The organism is Streptomyces sp. ADI95-17 (genome assembly GCF_003846175.1).
In the GTDB taxonomy this organism is placed as follows: Bacteria; Actinomycetota; Actinomycetes; order Streptomycetales; family Streptomycetaceae; genus Streptomyces; species Streptomyces sanglieri.
On the sequence record NZ_ML123049.1, the window covers coordinates 861060 to 877922 of the forward strand.

12 protein-coding genes are annotated in these 16863 nt (G+C 71.3%); 4 read left to right on the plus strand and 8 right to left on the minus strand.

All coding sequences use genetic code 11. The features are described from left to right. The 5 genes from EES42_RS30515 to EES42_RS30535 form a co-directional block, all read right to left on the minus strand. Positions 1–1845: methylmalonyl-CoA mutase family protein (locus EES42_RS30515; protein ID WP_124721594.1), on the minus strand; the 1845-nt coding region annotated here is incomplete at its 3' end. Between the two features lies 1 nt (position 1846). After that, positions 1847–3184, minus strand: a complete 1338-nt coding sequence (gene ccrA / locus EES42_RS30520) for a crotonyl-CoA carboxylase/reductase (protein WP_124721489.1) — start codon at positions 3182–3184, stop codon at positions 1847–1849. A 365-nt stretch (positions 3185–3549) separates the two neighbouring features. Then, positions 3550–4344 (minus strand): GNAT family N-acetyltransferase, encoded by a 795-nt coding sequence (locus tag EES42_RS30525; protein ID WP_124721490.1) that lies wholly within the window; start codon positions 4342–4344, stop codon positions 3550–3552. An 89-nt stretch (positions 4345–4433) separates the two neighbouring features. Beyond that, positions 4434–5249 (minus strand): TetR family transcriptional regulator, encoded by an 816-nt coding sequence (locus tag EES42_RS30530; RefSeq protein WP_124721491.1) that lies wholly within the window; start codon positions 5247–5249, stop codon positions 4434–4436. Between the two features lie 139 nt (positions 5250–5388). After that, the gene (locus tag EES42_RS30535; RefSeq protein ID WP_124721492.1) at positions 5389–7170 is read right to left on the minus strand and encodes a 3-hydroxyacyl-CoA dehydrogenase family protein; all 1782 of its coding nucleotides are present in this window, start codon (positions 7168–7170) and stop codon (positions 5389–5391) included. 364 nt (positions 7171–7534) lie between these two features. Here EES42_RS30535 and EES42_RS30540 point away from each other — a divergent pair, with 364 nt between their 5' ends. Further along, entirely contained in the window at positions 7535–8116 is a 582-nt protein-coding gene (locus tag EES42_RS30540) for a HEAT repeat domain-containing protein (RefSeq protein WP_124721493.1), read from the plus strand. A 13-nt stretch (positions 8117–8129) separates the two neighbouring features. Here EES42_RS30540 and EES42_RS30545 read toward each other — a convergent pair whose 3' ends face one another. The 3 genes from EES42_RS30545 to EES42_RS30555 all read right to left on the minus strand — a co-directional run bounded on the left by EES42_RS30545 (position 8130) and on the right by EES42_RS30555 (position 11545). Continuing rightward, positions 8130–8690, minus strand: coding sequence for a GNAT family N-acetyltransferase (locus tag EES42_RS30545; RefSeq protein ID WP_241196668.1), 561 nt, complete (start codon positions 8688–8690; stop codon positions 8130–8132). A gap of 55 nt (positions 8691–8745) precedes the next feature. Next, positions 8746–10353 (minus strand): alpha/beta hydrolase, encoded by a 1608-nt coding sequence (locus tag EES42_RS30550; RefSeq protein ID WP_124721494.1) that lies wholly within the window; start codon positions 10351–10353, stop codon positions 8746–8748. Positions 10354–10504: 151 nt separating this feature from the next. Further along, positions 10505–11545, minus strand: coding sequence for an Rv2578c family radical SAM protein (locus EES42_RS30555; protein WP_124721495.1), 1041 nt, complete (start codon positions 11543–11545; stop codon positions 10505–10507). A gap of 149 nt (positions 11546–11694) precedes the next feature. Between EES42_RS30555 and EES42_RS30560 the strand changes: the two genes are divergently transcribed. The 3 genes from EES42_RS30560 to EES42_RS30570 form a co-directional block, all read left to right on the plus strand. Continuing rightward, positions 11695–12138: an SRPBCC family protein gene (locus EES42_RS30560; RefSeq protein ID WP_124721496.1), complete on the plus strand. Its 444-nt coding sequence runs from the start codon at positions 11695–11697 to the stop codon at positions 12136–12138. Positions 12139–12325: 187 nt separating this feature from the next. Beyond that, entirely contained in the window at positions 12326–14794 is a 2469-nt protein-coding gene (locus EES42_RS30565; RefSeq protein WP_124721497.1) for an MFS transporter, read from the plus strand. Positions 14795–14996: 202 nt separating this feature from the next. Continuing rightward, positions 14997–16863, plus strand: a 1867-nt coding sequence (locus tag EES42_RS30570; protein WP_124721596.1) for a SpoIIE family protein phosphatase, incomplete at its 3' end; no start/stop codon positions are given.

Below are 16863 nucleotides of genomic sequence, written 5' to 3' on the forward strand. Positions count from 1 at the left end.
CGGGATGTCGGCGGCGCCCGCCTCGCGCAGCCGGGTGAGCACGTCCGGCACGAGCTCGGCGTGCGAGCCGGACAGGATCGACAGCCCGACGCAGTGCACGTCCTCGGCGAGGGCGGCCGAGACGATCTGTTCGGGGGTCAGCCTGATCCCCTGGTAGACGACCTCGAAACCGGCGTCACGGGCCCGTACGGCGATCTGCTCGGCGCCGTTGGAGTGCCCGTCCAGCCCCGGCTTGCCGACCAGCAGCCGCAGCCGTCCGGCGCCCAGGTCGGCCGCGGTCCGGGCGACCTTCTCGCGGACCAGGGCCAGCGGGGTGCCCGCCTCGGCGGTCACCGCGACCGGCGCGGACGAGACGCCCGTCGGGGCCCGGAACTCGCCGAAGACATCGCGCAGCGCCCAGGACCACTCGCCGGTGGTGACACCCGCGCGGGCGCACTCCACGGTCGCTTCCATCATGTTCTCGGTGCCCGCCGCGGCCTTCTTCAGCGCCGCCAGTGCCTCGGTGGCGCGGGCCTCGTCGCGGTTGTCGCGCCAGTCGTGCAGGGCGGCGACGACCCTGGCCTCATTGGCGGGGTCGACCGTCATGATCGCCCCGTCGAGGTCCGCGGTGAGCGGGTTCGGCTCGGTCGTCTCGTAGATGTTGACGCCGACGATCCGCTCCTCGCCGCCCTCGATCCGGGCCCGGCGGGCGGCGTGCGAGGAGACCAGCTCGGACTTCAGATAGCCGGACTCGACGGCCGCCATGGCGCCGCCCATCCGCTCGATCCGGTCGATCTCGGCGAGCGACTCGGCGACCAGCTCGTCCACCTTGGCCTCGATGACGTGCGACCCGGCGAAGATGTCCTCGTACTCCAGCAGATCGCTCTCGTGCGCGAGCACCTGCTGGATACGGAGCGACCACTGCTGGTCCCAGGGCCTCGGGAGCCCCAGCGCCTCGTTCCAGGCCGGCAGCTGTACGGCGCGGGCGCGGGCGTCCTTGGAGAGCGTGACGGCCAGCATCTCCAGGACGATGCGCTGGACGTTGTTCTCCGGCTGCGCCTCGGTCAGCCCGAGGGAGTTGACCTGGACGCCGTAGCGGAAGCGCCGCTGCTTGGGGTTCTCGATGCCGTAGCGCTCGCGGGTGACACGGTCCCAGATGCGGCCGAAGGCGCGCATCTTGCACATCTCCTCGATGAAGCGGACGCCCGCGTTCACGAAGAAGGAGATCCGCGCGACCACATCGCCGAACTTCTCCTCGGGCACCTGCCCGGAGTCACGGACCGCGTCGAGCACGGCGATCGCCGTCGACATGGCGTACGCGATCTCCTGGACCGGAGTGGCCCCCGCCTCCTGCAGGTGGTAGCTGCAGATGTTGATCGGGTTCCACTTCGGGATGCGGTTGACCGTGTACGTGATCATGTCGGTGGTCAGCCGCAGCGAGGGGCCGGGCGGGAAGACGTGCGTCCCGCGCGAGAGGTACTCCTTGACGATGTCGTTCTGCGTGGTGCCCTGGAGCTTCGTGGGATCGGCGCCCTGCTCCTCGGCGACCACCTGGTAGAGCGCCAGCAGCCACATCGCGGTGGCGTTGATCGTCATCGAGGTGTTCATCTGCTCCAGGGGGATGTCCTGGAACAGCCGGCGCATGTCGCCGAGGTGCGAGACGGGAACGCCGACCCGGCCGACCTCGCCGCGGGCGAGGATGTGGTCGGGGTCGTACCCGGTCTGCGTCGGCAGGTCGAAGGCGACCGACAGGCCGGTCTGCCCCTTGGCGAGGTTGCGCCGGTAGAGCTCGTTGGACGCCTCGGCGGTCGAGTGACCGGCGTACGTCCGCATGAGCCACGGGCGGTCCTTCTGGCGGCCGGTCATGTCAGATGTCCCGGAAGCGATTGATGGCGTCGATGTGCTGCTCGCGCAGCTCCTCGTCGCGCACGCCCAGGCCCTCGGTGGGCGCCAGCGCCAGCACGCCGACCTTGCCCTGGTGGAGGTTGCGGTGGACGTCGTACGCGGCCTGGCCGGTGTCCTCCAGGGAGTAGACCTTCGACAGCGTCGGGTGGATCTTGCCCTTGGCGACGAGGCGGTTGGCCTCCCACGCCTCGCGGTAGTTGGCGAAGTGCGAGCCCACGATCTTCTTCAGCGACATCCACAGGTAGCGGTTGTCGTACTCGTGGTTGTAGCCGGAGGTGGAGGCGCAGGTGACGATCGTGCCGCCCTTGCGGGTCACGTAGACCGAGGCGCCGAAGGTCTCGCGGCCCGGGTGCTCGAAGACGATGTCCACGTCCTCGCCGCCGGTGAGTTCACGGATGCGCTTGCCGAACCGCTTCCACTCGCGCGGGTCCTGGTTGTGCTCGTCCTTCCAGAACTTGTAGCCCTCGGCGGTGCGGTCGATGATCGCCTCGGCGCCCATCTTCCGGCAGATGTCCGCCTTCTGCTCGCTGGAGACGACACAGATCGGGTTGGCGCCGCCGGCCAGGGCGAACTGCGTGGCGTACGAGCCGAGTCCGCCGCTCGCGCCCCAGATCAGCACGTTGTCGCCCTGCTTCATGCCCGCGCCGTTGCGCGAGACGAGCTGGCGGTACGCGGTGGAGTTGACCAGGCCGGGAGCCGCGGCCTCCTCCCAGCTGAGGTGCTGCGGCTTCGGCATCAGCTGGTTGGACTTGACCAGCGCGATCTCCGCCAGCCCGCCGAAGTTGGTCTCGAAGCCCCAGATCCGCTGCTCGGGGTCGAGCATCGTGTCGTTGTGGCCGTCCGAGGACTCCAGTTCGACCGAGAGGCAGTGGGCGACGACCTCGTCGCCGGGGTGCCAGGCGTTGACGCCGGGACCGGTGCGCAGGACGACGCCCGCCAGGTCGGAACCGATGACGTGGTACGGCAGGTCGTGGCGCTTGGTGAGCTCGCTGAGCTTTCCGTAGCGCTCCAGGAAGCCGAACGTGGCCATGGGCTCGAAGATCGAGGTCCAGACGGAGTTGTAGTTCACCGAGCTGGCCATGACGGCGACCAGGGCCTCTCCGGGCCCGAGTTCGGGCACCGGGACCTCGTCGAGGTGCAGCGACTTGCGGGGGTCCTTGTCGCGGGTGGCGAGGCCGTCGAACATCGCGGTCTCGTCCTTGTGCACGGTCACCGCGCGGTACGACTCGGGGATGGACAGGGCCGCGAAGTCCGCGGTTGTGCTGTCCGGCGATTGGATCGCGTCCAGGATTTCCTTCACGGGGTGCCTCCGGCGGATGGGGGCGCTGAGGGAACGCTTGCGATCCCTGCGAGCAGGAGAGGGAACGGTGTGGAGGTGCTGCCGTCGGTTCGGCGGTCAAAGCTTCGGCTTGCTCTGTGGAGCAGAAGGGTTTGCCTGTGACGCAGGCGTCCGGGCGCGCGGGTGAATCGCTTGCGGGGACAGCCGGCGTACGTGAGTTCGCAGCACGCCGGCCGCCCGGACAACTTCAACGTATGGCACTCCGTGACACCTGGCAAGGCACTCGGTGCCAACAATTTCTCTCACTTGTCACCCGCCGGGCACGTATGAGCAGCGTGGAGGGTGTTTCGCAGGGATATGCCCGCTAAAGGACCGCGAATGATCGATCAGTTCGACCGGTACACATAGGGGGTCGTGGTGCTCAGGGCGAGGAATCCGAGTCGCCGGAGGATCGGTGCGCTCATGTCGGAGGCGTCGACCTGAAGGTAGCCGTAGCCGCGCTCAGCCGCGATCCGGGCGCGGAAGGCCACCAGGGCCCGGTAGATGCCCTTCCCGCGCCACGCCTCGACCGTGCCGCCGCCCCAGAGCCCCGCGAAGCCCGTGCCCGGGTACAGCTCCATCCGGGCCGAGCTGACCGGCTCGTCGCCCACCATGGCGAGCACGCCGACGAAGCCGTCCGGGTCCTCGGCCAGCCGGGTCAGCACCTGATGCCGCAGCCGCGACCAGTCGGAGCCGAACGCCCGCTCATGGGCGCGGGCCATCAGCTCCACGTCTTCGGCATCACGCACGGTGCGCAGCCGTACGCCGTCGGGGAGCGCCACCTGGGTCGACAGCTCCGCGACCGGGGCGACCAGCAGGGTCTCCGGCTCCTCCGCCTCGAAACCGGCCGCCGACAGCCGCTGGGCCAGATCGGCCGGCCGGTCGTGCGAGTACAGCTTCCACTCGAATTCGCCGTGCCCCAGAGCGGTGTAGTGCGCCACCTGTTCGGCGATCACCGCGTCCGCCCGGGCGGGATCCAGGTCCGGGGCCGACCAGACGACGCCGTTCCAGTCGTCGGCCGTGCCGACCTGCCGTACGACGTCTCCGGTGCGTTCGGCCCGGCCCCCGGGGGCGTCGGGGCGGGCGTGCTCGCGCATCTCGCGGTCGAACAGGGCCAGAAGTGCTTCTTGTCCAGGATTCATCCGCCCACCACAACACCGGTGCGCGGGCGCGGCAACCAGGTTTCGGCGCGGGCCGGGGCGGGGGCGTGCCCGCCCCGGCCCGCACCCGTTCAGCGGTCCTGGAGCGCCTGCTGGATCGTGCGCATCACTTCGTCGAGCGGCGCGTCGGTCCGCGCCACGGCGACCAGCACCTCGCCCTGGGACGTCACCGAGGCGGCCGGCTGCTTCGCGGGCTCGGCGCCGACGGTCCGGCCGGCCCCGATGCCGGTCCCGAAGGTGTCCCGGACGATCGCGAAGGCGTGGTCGAGCTGCGCCTCCACATCGCCCTCGCCGTCCGCCCGCAGCCAGCGGCGCAGCACATGGTTGTGCGCGGTGACCACGGCCGAGGCCGCGACCTCCGCCAGCAGCGGGTCGTCGTTGCCGACATGGTGGTCGCGCTCGTCGAAATGGCCCAGCAGATAGCGGGTGAACAGCCGCTCGTAGCGGGCCACCGAGGCGATCTCCGCCTGGCGCAGGGTGGGGACCTCACGGGTCAGTTTGTAACGGGCCACGGAGACCGCGGGCTTCGCCGCATACATCTTCATGACTTCCTTGATGCCGCGGCAGACGGTGTCGAGGGGGTGCTCGTGCGCCGGTGCGGCATTGAGGACGGCCTCGGCCCTGACGAGGGTGTCGTCGTGGTCCGGGAAGATCGCCTCTTCCTTGGAGCGGAAGTGCCGGAAGAAGGTCCGCCGGGCGACTCCGGCGGCGCCCGCGATCTCGTCGACCGTCGTCGCCTCGTACCCCTTCGTGGCGAAGAGTTCCATCGCCGCGGCGGCCAGCTCGCGGCGCATCTTGAGCCGTTGGGCGGCGGCGCGCGTGCCTGCGGCACTTTCCTGGGCGTCGGGCGCGGCGGAGACACGGGGGGACCTGGCGGGCTGGGACATGGTGTGAACGTACTGCATCGGGTCGGGGGAGTGCGCCCGTGGGGGCGGGCCGCCCGAAGGATCGAGCAGCCCGCCCCAACCGCCGTTGGCCTCGAAGGACCCGGCAGCGGGCTTCCCGGCGCCGCGGCGCCGGGACCTCTCAGCGCCGGGCATATTCGCGGAAGCCGCGCCCCGTCTTGCGGCCGAGGCAGCCGGCGGCCACCAGGTGTTCGAGCAGCGGCGCCGGAGCGAGGCCCGGGTCGCGGAACTCGCTGTGCAGCACCTTCTCGATGGCCAGCGAGACATCGAGACCGACGACGTCGAGCAGCTCGAACGGGCCCATCGGGTAGCCGCCGCCCAGCTTCATCGCGGCGTCGATGTCGTCGAGGGTCGCGTAGTGCTCCTCGACCATCTTGATCGCGTTGTTGAGGTACGGGAACAGCAGTGCGTTCACGATGAACCCGGCCCGGTCCCCGCAGTCCACCGGGTGCTTGCGGACCTTGCCGCACACCTCGCGGACGGTGGCGTGGACATCGTCGGCGGTGAGCACCGTACGGACCACCTCGACCAGCTTCATCGCCGGCGCCGGGTTGAAGAAGTGCATCCCGATCACGTCCTCGGGACGCGAGGTGGCCCGCGCGATCGCCACCACCGGCAGCGACGAGGTGGTGGTGGCGAGGACGGCGCCCGGCCTGCAGACCTTGTCCATGGTCCCGAACAACTGCTGCTTGACCGCCAGGTCCTCGGCGACGGCCTCCACCGCGAGGTCGACATCGGCGAAGGCGTCCAGCGAACCGGCCGCGGTGATCCGGGCCAGCGCCGCGTCCCGCGCCTCGGCCGTCAGCCGCCCCTTGGTGACCGAACGCTCCAGGGACTTGGCGATCCGGCCCTTGGCGATGTCCGCCTTCTCCTGGCCGCGGGCGGCCAGCACCACGTCGTACCCGGCCTTCGCGAAGACCTCGGCGATCCCCGAGGCCATTGTCCCGGAACCCGCGACACCCACCGAGCGCACCGCGCGCCCGGCCGCCGCCGCCCCGTCGTCCCCGGGGGTCAGCGCGTCCGGCACCACGGTCTTGCTGCCGGGCCCCTCGTACGTGTAGAAGCCGCGGCCCGACTTGCGGCCGGTCAGCCCCGCCTCGCTCAGCTGCCTGAGCACGGGCGCCGGGGCGTGCAGCCGGTCGCGCGACTCGGCGTACATCGCCTCCAGGACGGTACGGGCGGTGTCGATCCCGATCAGGTCGAGCAGGGCGAGCGGTCCCATCGGCAGACCGCAGCCGAGCTTCATCGCCGCGTCGATGTCCTCCCGGGAGGCGTAACTGGCCTCGTACATCGCGGCGGCCTGGTTGAGGTAGCCGAACAGCAGGCCGTCGGCGACGAAGCCCGGCCGGTCGCCGACCGCGACCGGCTCCTTGCCCAGGCTGCGGGCGAGCGCCGTGACCGCCTCGACGGCCGGCGGCGCGGTCAGCACCGAGGAGACCACCTCGACCAGCTTCATCGCCGGCGCCGGGTTGAAGAAGTGCAGGCCGAGCACCCGCTCCGGGTGCAGCGACTCGGCGGCCAGCCGGGTCACCGACAGGGCGTTGGTGCCGGTCGCCAGGATCGCGGTGGGGGAGACGATCGCGTCGAGCTCCCGGAAGACCTGCTGCTTGATCTCGTACGACTCGGGCACGACCTCGATGACCAGCTCCGCCTCGGCGGCGGCCCGGAGATCGGCGAAGGTGCGGAACCGGGCGAGGACGTCGCTCCGCTCCTCCTCGGTGATCCGCTCGCGCCGCACGGCACGGGCGGTGGCGGCTTCCAGGGCGGCGACGGCCCGGCGGGCGGCCTCGTCGCTGGTGTCGATGCCGATGACCTCGTGGCCGGCGCGGGCCAGGACCTCGGCGATGCCGGTGCCCATGGTGCCGAGACCGACGACGGCAATGGTGCTGAGCGGGGTGTCCATCACGGGACTCCAGAGAATGAGTGACGACTGAGAGGAGGCACGGCGCGCACTGGAGAAGGGGGAACCGGCGCGACACGTGCGGGAATTGCGTGTCGTGGTACTCGGGGCCGTCGGCGCGATGAGCACGCCCGGACCCGGAAGGGGGCGACGGACTCTGTCCCGGAGTCACGTCTGGCACAACTGCCGAACCGACAAGCACTCCGGGTGGCTGCGTCACCAGGCCACCGGAGCAAGCGGGGATGGTGTCCCGCTCACATGAGACTAACTGCCCGGTAACGAGCGCGCCAGCCCCCGGTCGTTGTGCCCCGCGCCACATTTCCCCCGCCCCTCGATACGCAGAGTCCCCGCCGATACGCTGACGGTCATGGACGAGGAGTTCCGGTCGCTGGCGGACCGGCTTGCTGACGAGGCGGAAGCGGCGGGGGAGTCGGCGCAATGCCGCGGACTGCTCGCCACCGAGGACGAGGAGGAACTGGCCCGGGTCCTGGTGGAACGCGAACGCCCGCTCTGGGCCCGCGAGATAGCCGCCTTCCGGCTCGGCTGCGGCGGAGACCGGCGGGCCTTCGAGGCGCTGGTCCTGCTGCTCAACCACCGCGATCCGGAGCGCTGCGTCTCGGCCGCCCACGCCCTGGTGCTCCTCGGCGATCCCCGTACGCCCAGAGCCGCGGCGGCCCTGGCGACCAATACCCTGCGCACCGCGTACGCCCTGCACCCGGTGCGGCTGCTCACCGCGTTGCGGGCCCCGGAGTCCGTACCGGCGCTGATGAGCACCCTGGCGCCGCTGCTCGCGCCCGGCGATCCGCACTGGCGGGTGGCGCTCGCCTGTGTGGAGGGGCTCGGACAGCTGGGGGACGAGCGGGCCCGCCCGCTCCTGGAGGCGGCGCTGCCGCACCCGAGACTGGGCGGCGCGGCGCGCGACGCGCTCGGCCGGCTGGACGCGCCCTGAGCGGCCGCCGGGCTCAGGAGGCGGCGGGGCCGCCGAGAGCGCGTACGTAGCGCACCTCGGGCACCAGCGCGCCGTCCGCCTCGAAGGACTCCTCGGCGCCGTCGGGGCGGAATCCCGCGCGTTCGTAGAAGCGGCGGGCCGGGGCGTTCTCCTTCAGCACCCACAGTGCCAGGTCCCGGAAGCCGGCGGCCACGGTGCGGCCGAGTATCCCGGTCATCAGGGCACGGCCCGCCCCGGTCCCGATCTGATCGGGCGTCACATAGAGCGCGTACAGCTCGCCCCGCGCGACCGGCCCGTCCATCTCCCGGTACGGGCCGTAGCAGCCCCAGCCGATCACTCCGGAGCCCGGCCGTTCGGCCACCAGGTTCACGATCGTGGTGCCCGCGGCGAGGGACGCCCGCCGCCGCTCCGTGTCCTCGGCGACGGCGAGGCCCATCGCGTCCAGATACGACTGCGGCACCAGCCCCGCGTACGCGCTCTGCCAGCCGCGCACCCGGATCCGCGTGACCGTCTCGCAGTCGTCGACGGTCATGTCCCGGACTTGAATCCCGGTGGGTGTGGTTCGTGTCGTCATACGGGCCATCCTGGCGCATCCGTCAGGACGGCCCGTACGCGGGCGGACCGGGGCGTCAGCCGCGGAAGCCGAGCAGCCCGTGCAGGGCGCCGCCCCTGCTGCCGGAGCCCGTACGCCGCGCCGACCTGGACGCCGCCTCGCCGGTCAGCGGCTGCGGGTCGGGGGACTTGGCGCACACCGCGTCCGCGTCGGCCCGGCTGCCCTCGCCGCGCGGGACGGTGCCCTTGGCGAGATAGTCCGCCAGATAGGTGTCCAGGCAGTCGTTGCCGCTCAGCGTGATGCCGTGGTTGCCGCCGCCCTGTTCGACGACCAGGCTGGAACCGCGCAGCCTGCGGTGCAGGGTGACCCCGCCCTCGTACGGTGTGGCCGCGTCGTCGGTGGCCTGGAAGAGCAGCACCGGAGGCAGGGCGCTGTTGGAGACGCGTACCGGATTCAGCGGCTCCACCGGCCAGTCGGCGCACGGGGCGTTGTACCAGTTGTTGTTCCAGGTGAAGAACGGTGCCTTGGCGTGCACCCGACGGCTGTCGCCGCGCCAGGTGTTCCACTGCCGGGGCCACTGGGCGTCGCGGCACTGCACGGCCGTGTAGACCGAGTACCCGTTGTCGCCCTCGGCGTCGACCGCGCCGAACTTCTTGTAGGCCTTCACCAGCGCCTTCTCGTCGCCGTCGTTCGTGTACGCGGCGAACGCCTCGGCCAGAAGCGGCCAGTAACCGTTGTAGTAGCCGCCCGGCAGGAAGGTGTCCTCCAGTTCGCTCGGGCCGACCTTCCCGCCCGCCGGACGGGCCTTGACGGCCTCGCGCATCGCGTACCAGGCGGCCTCGACCTTCGCGGGGTCGCTGCCGAGCCGGTACGTGGAGTCGTGCTTCGCCACCCAGGCGGCGAAGGCCTTGTGGCGGGCGTCGAAGGCGTAGTCCTGGCTGATGTTGTCGTCGTACCAGACGCCGTCCGGGTCCACGTTCGAGTCGAGCACGAAGCGGCGCACCCGCTCCGGGAACAGCTTCGCGTACACCGCGCCGAGGTAGGTGCCGTAGGAGTAGCCGAAGTAGTTGAGCTCCCGGGAGCCGGTGGCCCGCCGGATCACATCGAGGTCCTTCGCGGCGCTGACCGTGTCCATGTGCGGCAGCAGATCCGGGTACTCGCGCCCGCACGCCTCGGCGAACGAACGGGCCCGGTTGCGGTTGGCCTGCTCGACGCCGGGCGATCCGGGCACCGAGTCGGGGCGCAGCGGGTCGAAGTACTTCGGTACGCAGTCCAGCGCCGGCCGGCTCTTTCCGACACCGCGCGGGTCGAAGCCGATCACGTCGTACTGCGAGGCGATCGACTTCGGCAGCGAGGACGCCACGAATCCGGCCATCGACAGACCACTGCCGCCGGGGCCGCCCGGGTTGACGAGCAGGGGCCCCTGGAAGGTCTTCGCGGTGTGCGGGACGCGGGACAGGGCGAGGGTGATCCGCCGGCCCGACGGATCGTCATGGTCGAGCGGGGTACTGACCGATGAGCACTGCAGCCGCGGATACGACTTGGTGCCGCAGTCGGTCCATTCGAGCTGTGCGGCGGCGGCGAGCCGTGCACCGTTGTCGGCGGCCGCCGGGGACGGTGCGGCGGTCACCAGACCGGCGACCGTCGCACCGACGGCGAACAGAACTCCTGAACGTTTCGTCATATGGCCTCCCGTGGTGGGGGAAACACGGCTGCGCGTGGCGCAGCCCCCGCCGCATGCTCCCCGCATTCGCGCCAAGAAGGACCTGTTGTGTGGAGAGTTGACCCGTTTGCCGGTGTTGTTCGGTCAGGATCCCGGTGACGGTGCCGGCGGCTCAGAGCAGGGTCAGCTGTGTGGCCCCGGGGCCGTCGGGCGGTGCGGGCCGCTCCTTCCGCGCGGGGAGCCGCCGGGCGGTGCCGCGGTGCGCGGGGCCGATGCCGAACTCGGTCGCCAGCTCGTGGACGTGCCGGGTGATGCGGCGCTGGTACCACTTGGGCGCGTAGGCGCCCTCGGCGTACAGCCGCTCGTACCGCCGCACCAGATGGGGGTGGTGGTTGCCGAGCCACTGCATGTACCACTCCCGGGCGCCGGGCCGCAGATGGAGGACGAGCGGGGTCACCGAGGTCGCCCCGGCGGCGGCGATCGCCCGGACCGTGGCGCGCAGCTGGTCCGGATGGTCGCCGAGGAACGGGACGACGGGGGCCATCAGCACGCCGCAGTCGATGCCGTTCTCGCTCAGCGTGCGGACGGCGTCCAGGCGGCGCAGGGGGGACGGGGTGCCGGGCTCGACGGTGCGCCACAGTGCCTCGTCGACGAAGCCGACCGAGACACAGACGCCGACGTCGGTGACCTCGGCGGCCTGTCGTAGCAGTTCCAGATCGCGCAGGATCAGTGTCCCCTTGGTCAGGATCGAGAACGGGTTCGCGTGATCGCGCAGCGCCGAGATGATGCCGGGCATCAGCCGGTACCGGCCCTCGGCGCGCTGGTAGCAGTCGACGTTGGTGCCCATCGCGATGTGCGCGCCGTGCCAGCGGCTGGACGCCAGCTGCCCGCGGAGCAGCTCCGGGGCGTTGATCTTGACGACGATCTGGGAGTCGAAGCCCAGGCCGGTGTCGAGGTCCAGATAGCTGTGGGTCTTGCGGGCGAAGCAGTAGACACAGGCGTGCGAGCAGCCCCGGTACGGATTGACCGTCCATTCGAACGGCATCCGCGATGCGCCCGGCACCCGGTTCACGATCGAACGGGCCCGGATCTCGTGGAAGGTGATCCCCCGGAATTCGGGGGTGTCAAAGGTGCGCGTGGTCACCGCGTCGGCGGTGAAGAGCGCGCTGTTCCCGGTCGTGGCGGGGTTCTCGACCAGATTGTCCCAGCGCATGGACGCCTCCTCGGTAGTACTGGACAGAGAATAGAACACTTGTTCCCTTGATCGTTTTCTCCCCTTCGTCCCGGGCCGGATTTTGAGCGGAGTGCCCGAGATGGTTGGCTCAGCACACCCCCGAACAACCGAGTGCTGGAGGAACAGCCATGGCGCAGGTCGAGGCCACGACAGAGCGAGTCATCGCGGCGGACGCGGAGACGGTGTTCGACGCGCTGGCCGACTACAAGGAGGTCCGGGGCAAGGTGCTGCCCGGACACTTCAGCGAGTACGAGGTGCGCGAGGGCGGTGACGGCGAGGGCACCCTCGTCCACTGGAAGCTCCAGGCCACCAGCAAGCGGGTGCGCGACTGCCTGCTGGAGGTCACCGAGCCCACCGACGGGCAGCTCGTGGAGAAGGACCGCAACTCCTCGATGGTCACCACCTGGACCGTCACCCCGGCCGGCGAGGGCAGGTCGAAGGCCGTCGTCTCGACCGTCTGGAACGGCGCCGGCGGCATCGGCGGATTCTTCGAGAAGACCTTCGCGCCCAAGGGGCTCGGGCGGATCTACGACGAGCTGCTGCAGAATCTCGCCACCGAGGTCGAGAAGTAGCCCTCTGCGTGCTTGACCGGCCTCACCGGTTCGGGTGGTTTTCTCGGCCCGCCGGTGGTGCGCCGTAGTGGCTCCCACCGGGAACTAAGCCCCCGCGTGCGCCGTCGGCGACCCTCCGTCGCGTTTGCCCTCCGTTGTTGCGCAATGGCAGAAATGGGCGGCGCAGACGCGACGAGGGGAGCGGCACGTGGTGGGTGGGATCACTCTGTTGGAGGACGAGCCGGGCGGCGCGGGGACCGCCGGAACGGCCGCCGCACCGCCCTCGCCGCCTCCTTCCGGGGACGGACCGGCGGCGGCCCCCGCCCCGTACGGCGAACCGGAGACGGACCGCCGCCGCATCCGGCTGATCTTCATCGGGCTGATGCTCACGCTGCTGCTCGCGGCGCTCGACCAGATGATCGTCGCCACCGCGCTGCCGAAGATCGTCGGCGAGCTGCACGGCCTGGAGAAGATGTCCTGGGCCGTCACCGCGTATCTGCTCGCCTCCACGATCGGACTGCCGATCTACGGAAAGCTCGGCGACCTCTTCGGCCGCAAGGGCGTCTTCCAGTTCGCCATCGTCGTCTTCGTCATCGGCTCCGCGCTCGCCGGCTGGTCCCGCACCATGGACGAGCTGATCGCCTTCCGCGCCGTCCAGGGCATCGGCGGCGGCGGGCTGATGATCGGGGTCCAGGCGATCATCGCGGACGTCGTGCCGCCCCGGGAACGCGGCCGGTTCATGGGGCTCATCGGTGCCGCGTTCGGCCTCGCGTCCGTGGCCGGCCCGCTGCTCGGCGGCTTCTTCACCGACCACGCCTCCTGGCGCTGGTGCTTCTACATCAACGTCCCGTTCGGCCTGGCCACGCTCGCCGTCATCACCGTCGTGCTGAAACTCCCCAGGCCCACCGTCCGGCCCCGCCTCGACGTGCTGGGCGCGCTGTTGCTCGCGGCCGCCTCCACCTGCCTGGTGCTGCTGACGAGTTGGGGCGGCACGGAGTACGCGTGGGGCTCGCGCACCATCCTGGGGCTGGGGGCCGGGGCCGTCGGAACGGCCCTGCTCTTCCTGGTGGTCGAGCACCGGGCCGCCGAACCCATCATCCCGCTGCGGTTGTTCCGTGACTCGATCTTCAATGTCACCGCGCTCGTCGGGGCGATCGTCGGGGTCGGGCTGTTCGGCGCCGCCAGCTATCTGCCGACCTTCCTCCAGATGGTCGACGGCGCCACGGCCACCGAGTCCGGGCTGCTGATGCTCCCGATGATGGGCGGCATCGTCATCGCGTCCGTCGTCTCCGGCCAGCTGATCTCCCGCACCGGGCGCTACCGGATCCACCCGATCCTCGGCAGCGGCCTCTCGGTGGTCGGGATGTGGCTGCTCTCCCGTCTCGAAACCGACACCCCGCGGCTCGAGTACAGCATCGCGCAGGCCGTGCTCGGCATCGGGATCGGGCTGATCATGCCGGTCCTGGTGCTCGCCGTGCAGAACTCCGTCGCGCCCGCCGACATCGGCTCCGCCACCAGCGCCAACAACTACTTCCGGCAGATCGGCGGCAGCGTCGGCGCCGCCGTCTTCGGGACGCTCTTCGCAGGCCGCCTCGCGGACGCGCTCGCCGTCCGTCTGCCGTCCGGGGCCGACCTCCCGGACCCCGAGTCGATCACCCCGCAGCTGGTCCATGCCATGGAGCCCGCGCTGCGCGACAGTTATATCCAGGCGTACGCCGACGCGATGCCGCGGATCTTCCTCTACCTCGTGCCGGTGCTCGCGCTCGGCCTGTTCTTCGCCTTCTTCCTCAAGGAGAAACCGCTGGTGTCCCACCACAGCCCCGAAAGCGCCGCCGAGTCCGTGACCGTTCCGGCCGCCCGCACCACCACGACCCCCACGAGCGCCGAGGCCGCAGCTCCGCCGCCGCCCGTCTACCTCTCCGGCGTACCGGTGTGCGGCAGCGTCCAGCACCCCGACGGTACGAAGGTCCCGCGCGCCGCCCTCACCCTCATCGACGTCCAGGGCCAGCAGGTCGGACGGGGCGCGAGCGGCGACGACGGGCGGTACGCGCTGAGCGTGCCGGGCGCCGGTTCGTACGTGCTCATCGCCGCCGCCGGTGGCCACCAGCCGCAGGCCGTCAGCGTCACCGTGGGCGAACGGCCCGTCGAGCTCGATGTGGTGCTCGGCGGGGCCGGGCGGCTCGCCGGGACCGTCGTCACCGCCGACGGCATCCCGGTCCGCGACGCCGCCGTCACCCTCACCGACGTCCGCGGCGAGGTCGTCGCGTCCACCCGGAGCGGCCGCGAGGGCGGCTATGTGATCTCGGAGCTGGTGGCCGGGGAGTACACCCTCGCCGCCAGCGCCCCGGCGTTCCGGCCCGCCGCGCTGCCGGTGAGCGTGCAGGCGGCCAGGGAGACCCGGCAGGACATCGAACTCGCCGGCGGCGCGGTGCTGCGCGGCATCGTACGGGCGAGCGGTGGCCGGCCCGTCGAGGACGCCCGGGTCACCCTCCTGGACGCGGCGGGCAATGTGGTCGACACCCTCACCACGGGCCCCGACGGGGCGTTCCGCTTCGTGGACCTGTCCACCGGCGAGTACACCGTGATCGCGGCCGGGTATCCGCCGGTGGCCACCGTCCTCCAGGTGGCGGGCGGCGGACGCACCGAACGCGACCTCCAACTGGGCCACGAGGACTGAGAGTCCGGAGCGGCGACGGGCCGGCCGGCGGCTTTCCCGGCCGGCCCGTCGCCGTGGCCGGGCCGCCCCGTGCGCGGTCCGGTGCTCCGGCGCACAACCCCCCGGGGGCGATTCCGCCGATGCCCGGCGGGCGCCGGTCACGGAGCCGTACCGTGGAGTCACGAACCGCAGAACATTGCGGTGGGGAAGGAGCCTTCCGCCCATGGAACCCGAGGTGCCGCCGCAGCGGACACCGTCGTCGCACGACGCCATGACGGGCCGTGTGCCACTGGCCGTCGCGGTGGTCGACACGAATGGCCTCGTCTCGCACTGGTCGAGCGGCGCGAGACGGCTCTTCGGTGTCACCAGACAGCAGGCGGTCGGCTGCCCGGCCGGTGAACTCCTCCCGGTCACCGGTGTGTTGGACCGGGCGGAGGAAGAGGGCCGGCCCGGAGCCGGTCCCGTGCCGGACTGCGGACTCGGTGCCGAGCTCGACCCGCCGCCGGGCGGGAGCCTGCTGTATCCGGCGGCGGGCCGGGCCCGGATCGACGAACCGGGGCGCGGCCGGATCGACGTCCTGTGGTGGGCCTATCCGCTGGTCGGCCCAGGTTCCGAACGGTTGCTGGTGCTCGCCGCGGACGCCGGCCGGCTGGGCGGGGGCGGCAAGGGCGAGGGCCGGGACACAGGGACCGTCGCCCCCGCGTTCGCGCTCCACACCGACTTCCCCGGCTACCAGGAGCTGGCGGGCCGGCTGCCCGAGATCCTGCCCAGCATGAGCGTCGGCGAGGCGACCAGGATCGTCGCCCAGGTACTCGAACTCGGCTACCCCGTGCTGGAGTTCAGCCATCGCAGCCAGGTTCCGGTCACCCCCGACTGGGGTGTGCCGCGACGCGACCCCCGGCACCCCGCCCGCTCCCCGCTCGGCGACGGCGAGGCAACGCCCGCTCCCCGCACCGTCCCCCGCCCCGAACTGGACCTCGAATACGCGGCGGTCCGCGAACGGCTGGAGTTCCTCAACGAGGTCAGCGGCCGCATCGGCACCTCCCTCGACCTGGAACGCACCATCCGCGAGGTCACCAGCGCCGCCGTGCCCCGCTTCACCGACTTCGCGGGGACGCATCTGCGTGCCGCGGTCCTGGCCGGCGAGGGCTTCCCGGACGGACCGCCCGACGTCACCACCGTCTGGCACCGGGTCTGGGTCGAGCACAACGACGAGCCGGGCCGCTGGGACGACACCGTCCCCGTCGGCGAGTCCATCGCCTTCCCCGAACACACCCCGTTCTTCCGGTGCATGGTCACCGGCGAGCCCGTCCTCATCCCGTACGTCAGCGAGGAGGCGAGCAACCGGATCTCGGGCGAGTTCGAGAAACGCGACCTGCGCCCGCTGATCACCCACCGCTCCCTGCTGATCGTGCCGCTCAAGGCCCGTGACGTGGTCCTCGGCTTCATGGTCCTGATGCGTCGCCCCGGCCGCGAGCCGTTCGACGACATGGACCGCACCACCGGCGCCGAACTGGCCGCCCGCGCCGGGCTGGTACTCGACAACGCCCGCATGTACACCTTCCAGGAGAACGTCGCGGAGACGCTCCAGGACAGCATGCTGCCCCAGGTCGCTCCCCGGATGGCCGGCTGCGACATCGCCACCCGGTACCTGCCCGGCGCCCGGCTCGGCAGGATCGGCGGCGACTGGTTCGACTCGGTGAAGCTGCCCGGTTCCCGGACCGCCCTCGTGGTCGGCGACGTCATGGGCCACGGCCTCAACTCGGCGGCCATGATGGGTCAGTTGCGTACCGCCGTACTGACCATGGCCACGATGGAGATGCCGCCGTCCCAACTGCTGCGGAACCTCGACGACCTGGCACAGCGCCTGGGCGAGCAGTATCTGGCGACCTGCCTCTACGCCGTCTACGACCCGATCCGCTCCGAGGTCCAGATCGCCAACGCCGGGCACATCCCGCCCGTGCTCGTCCGGGCCGAGGACGGCCGCGCCGAACTCCTGACCCTTCCCACCGGTGCCCCGGTCGGTGTCGGTGGTGTCGCCTTCGAGACCGCGACCGTACGGGTGCGGCCCGGCGACCGGCTGATCCTGT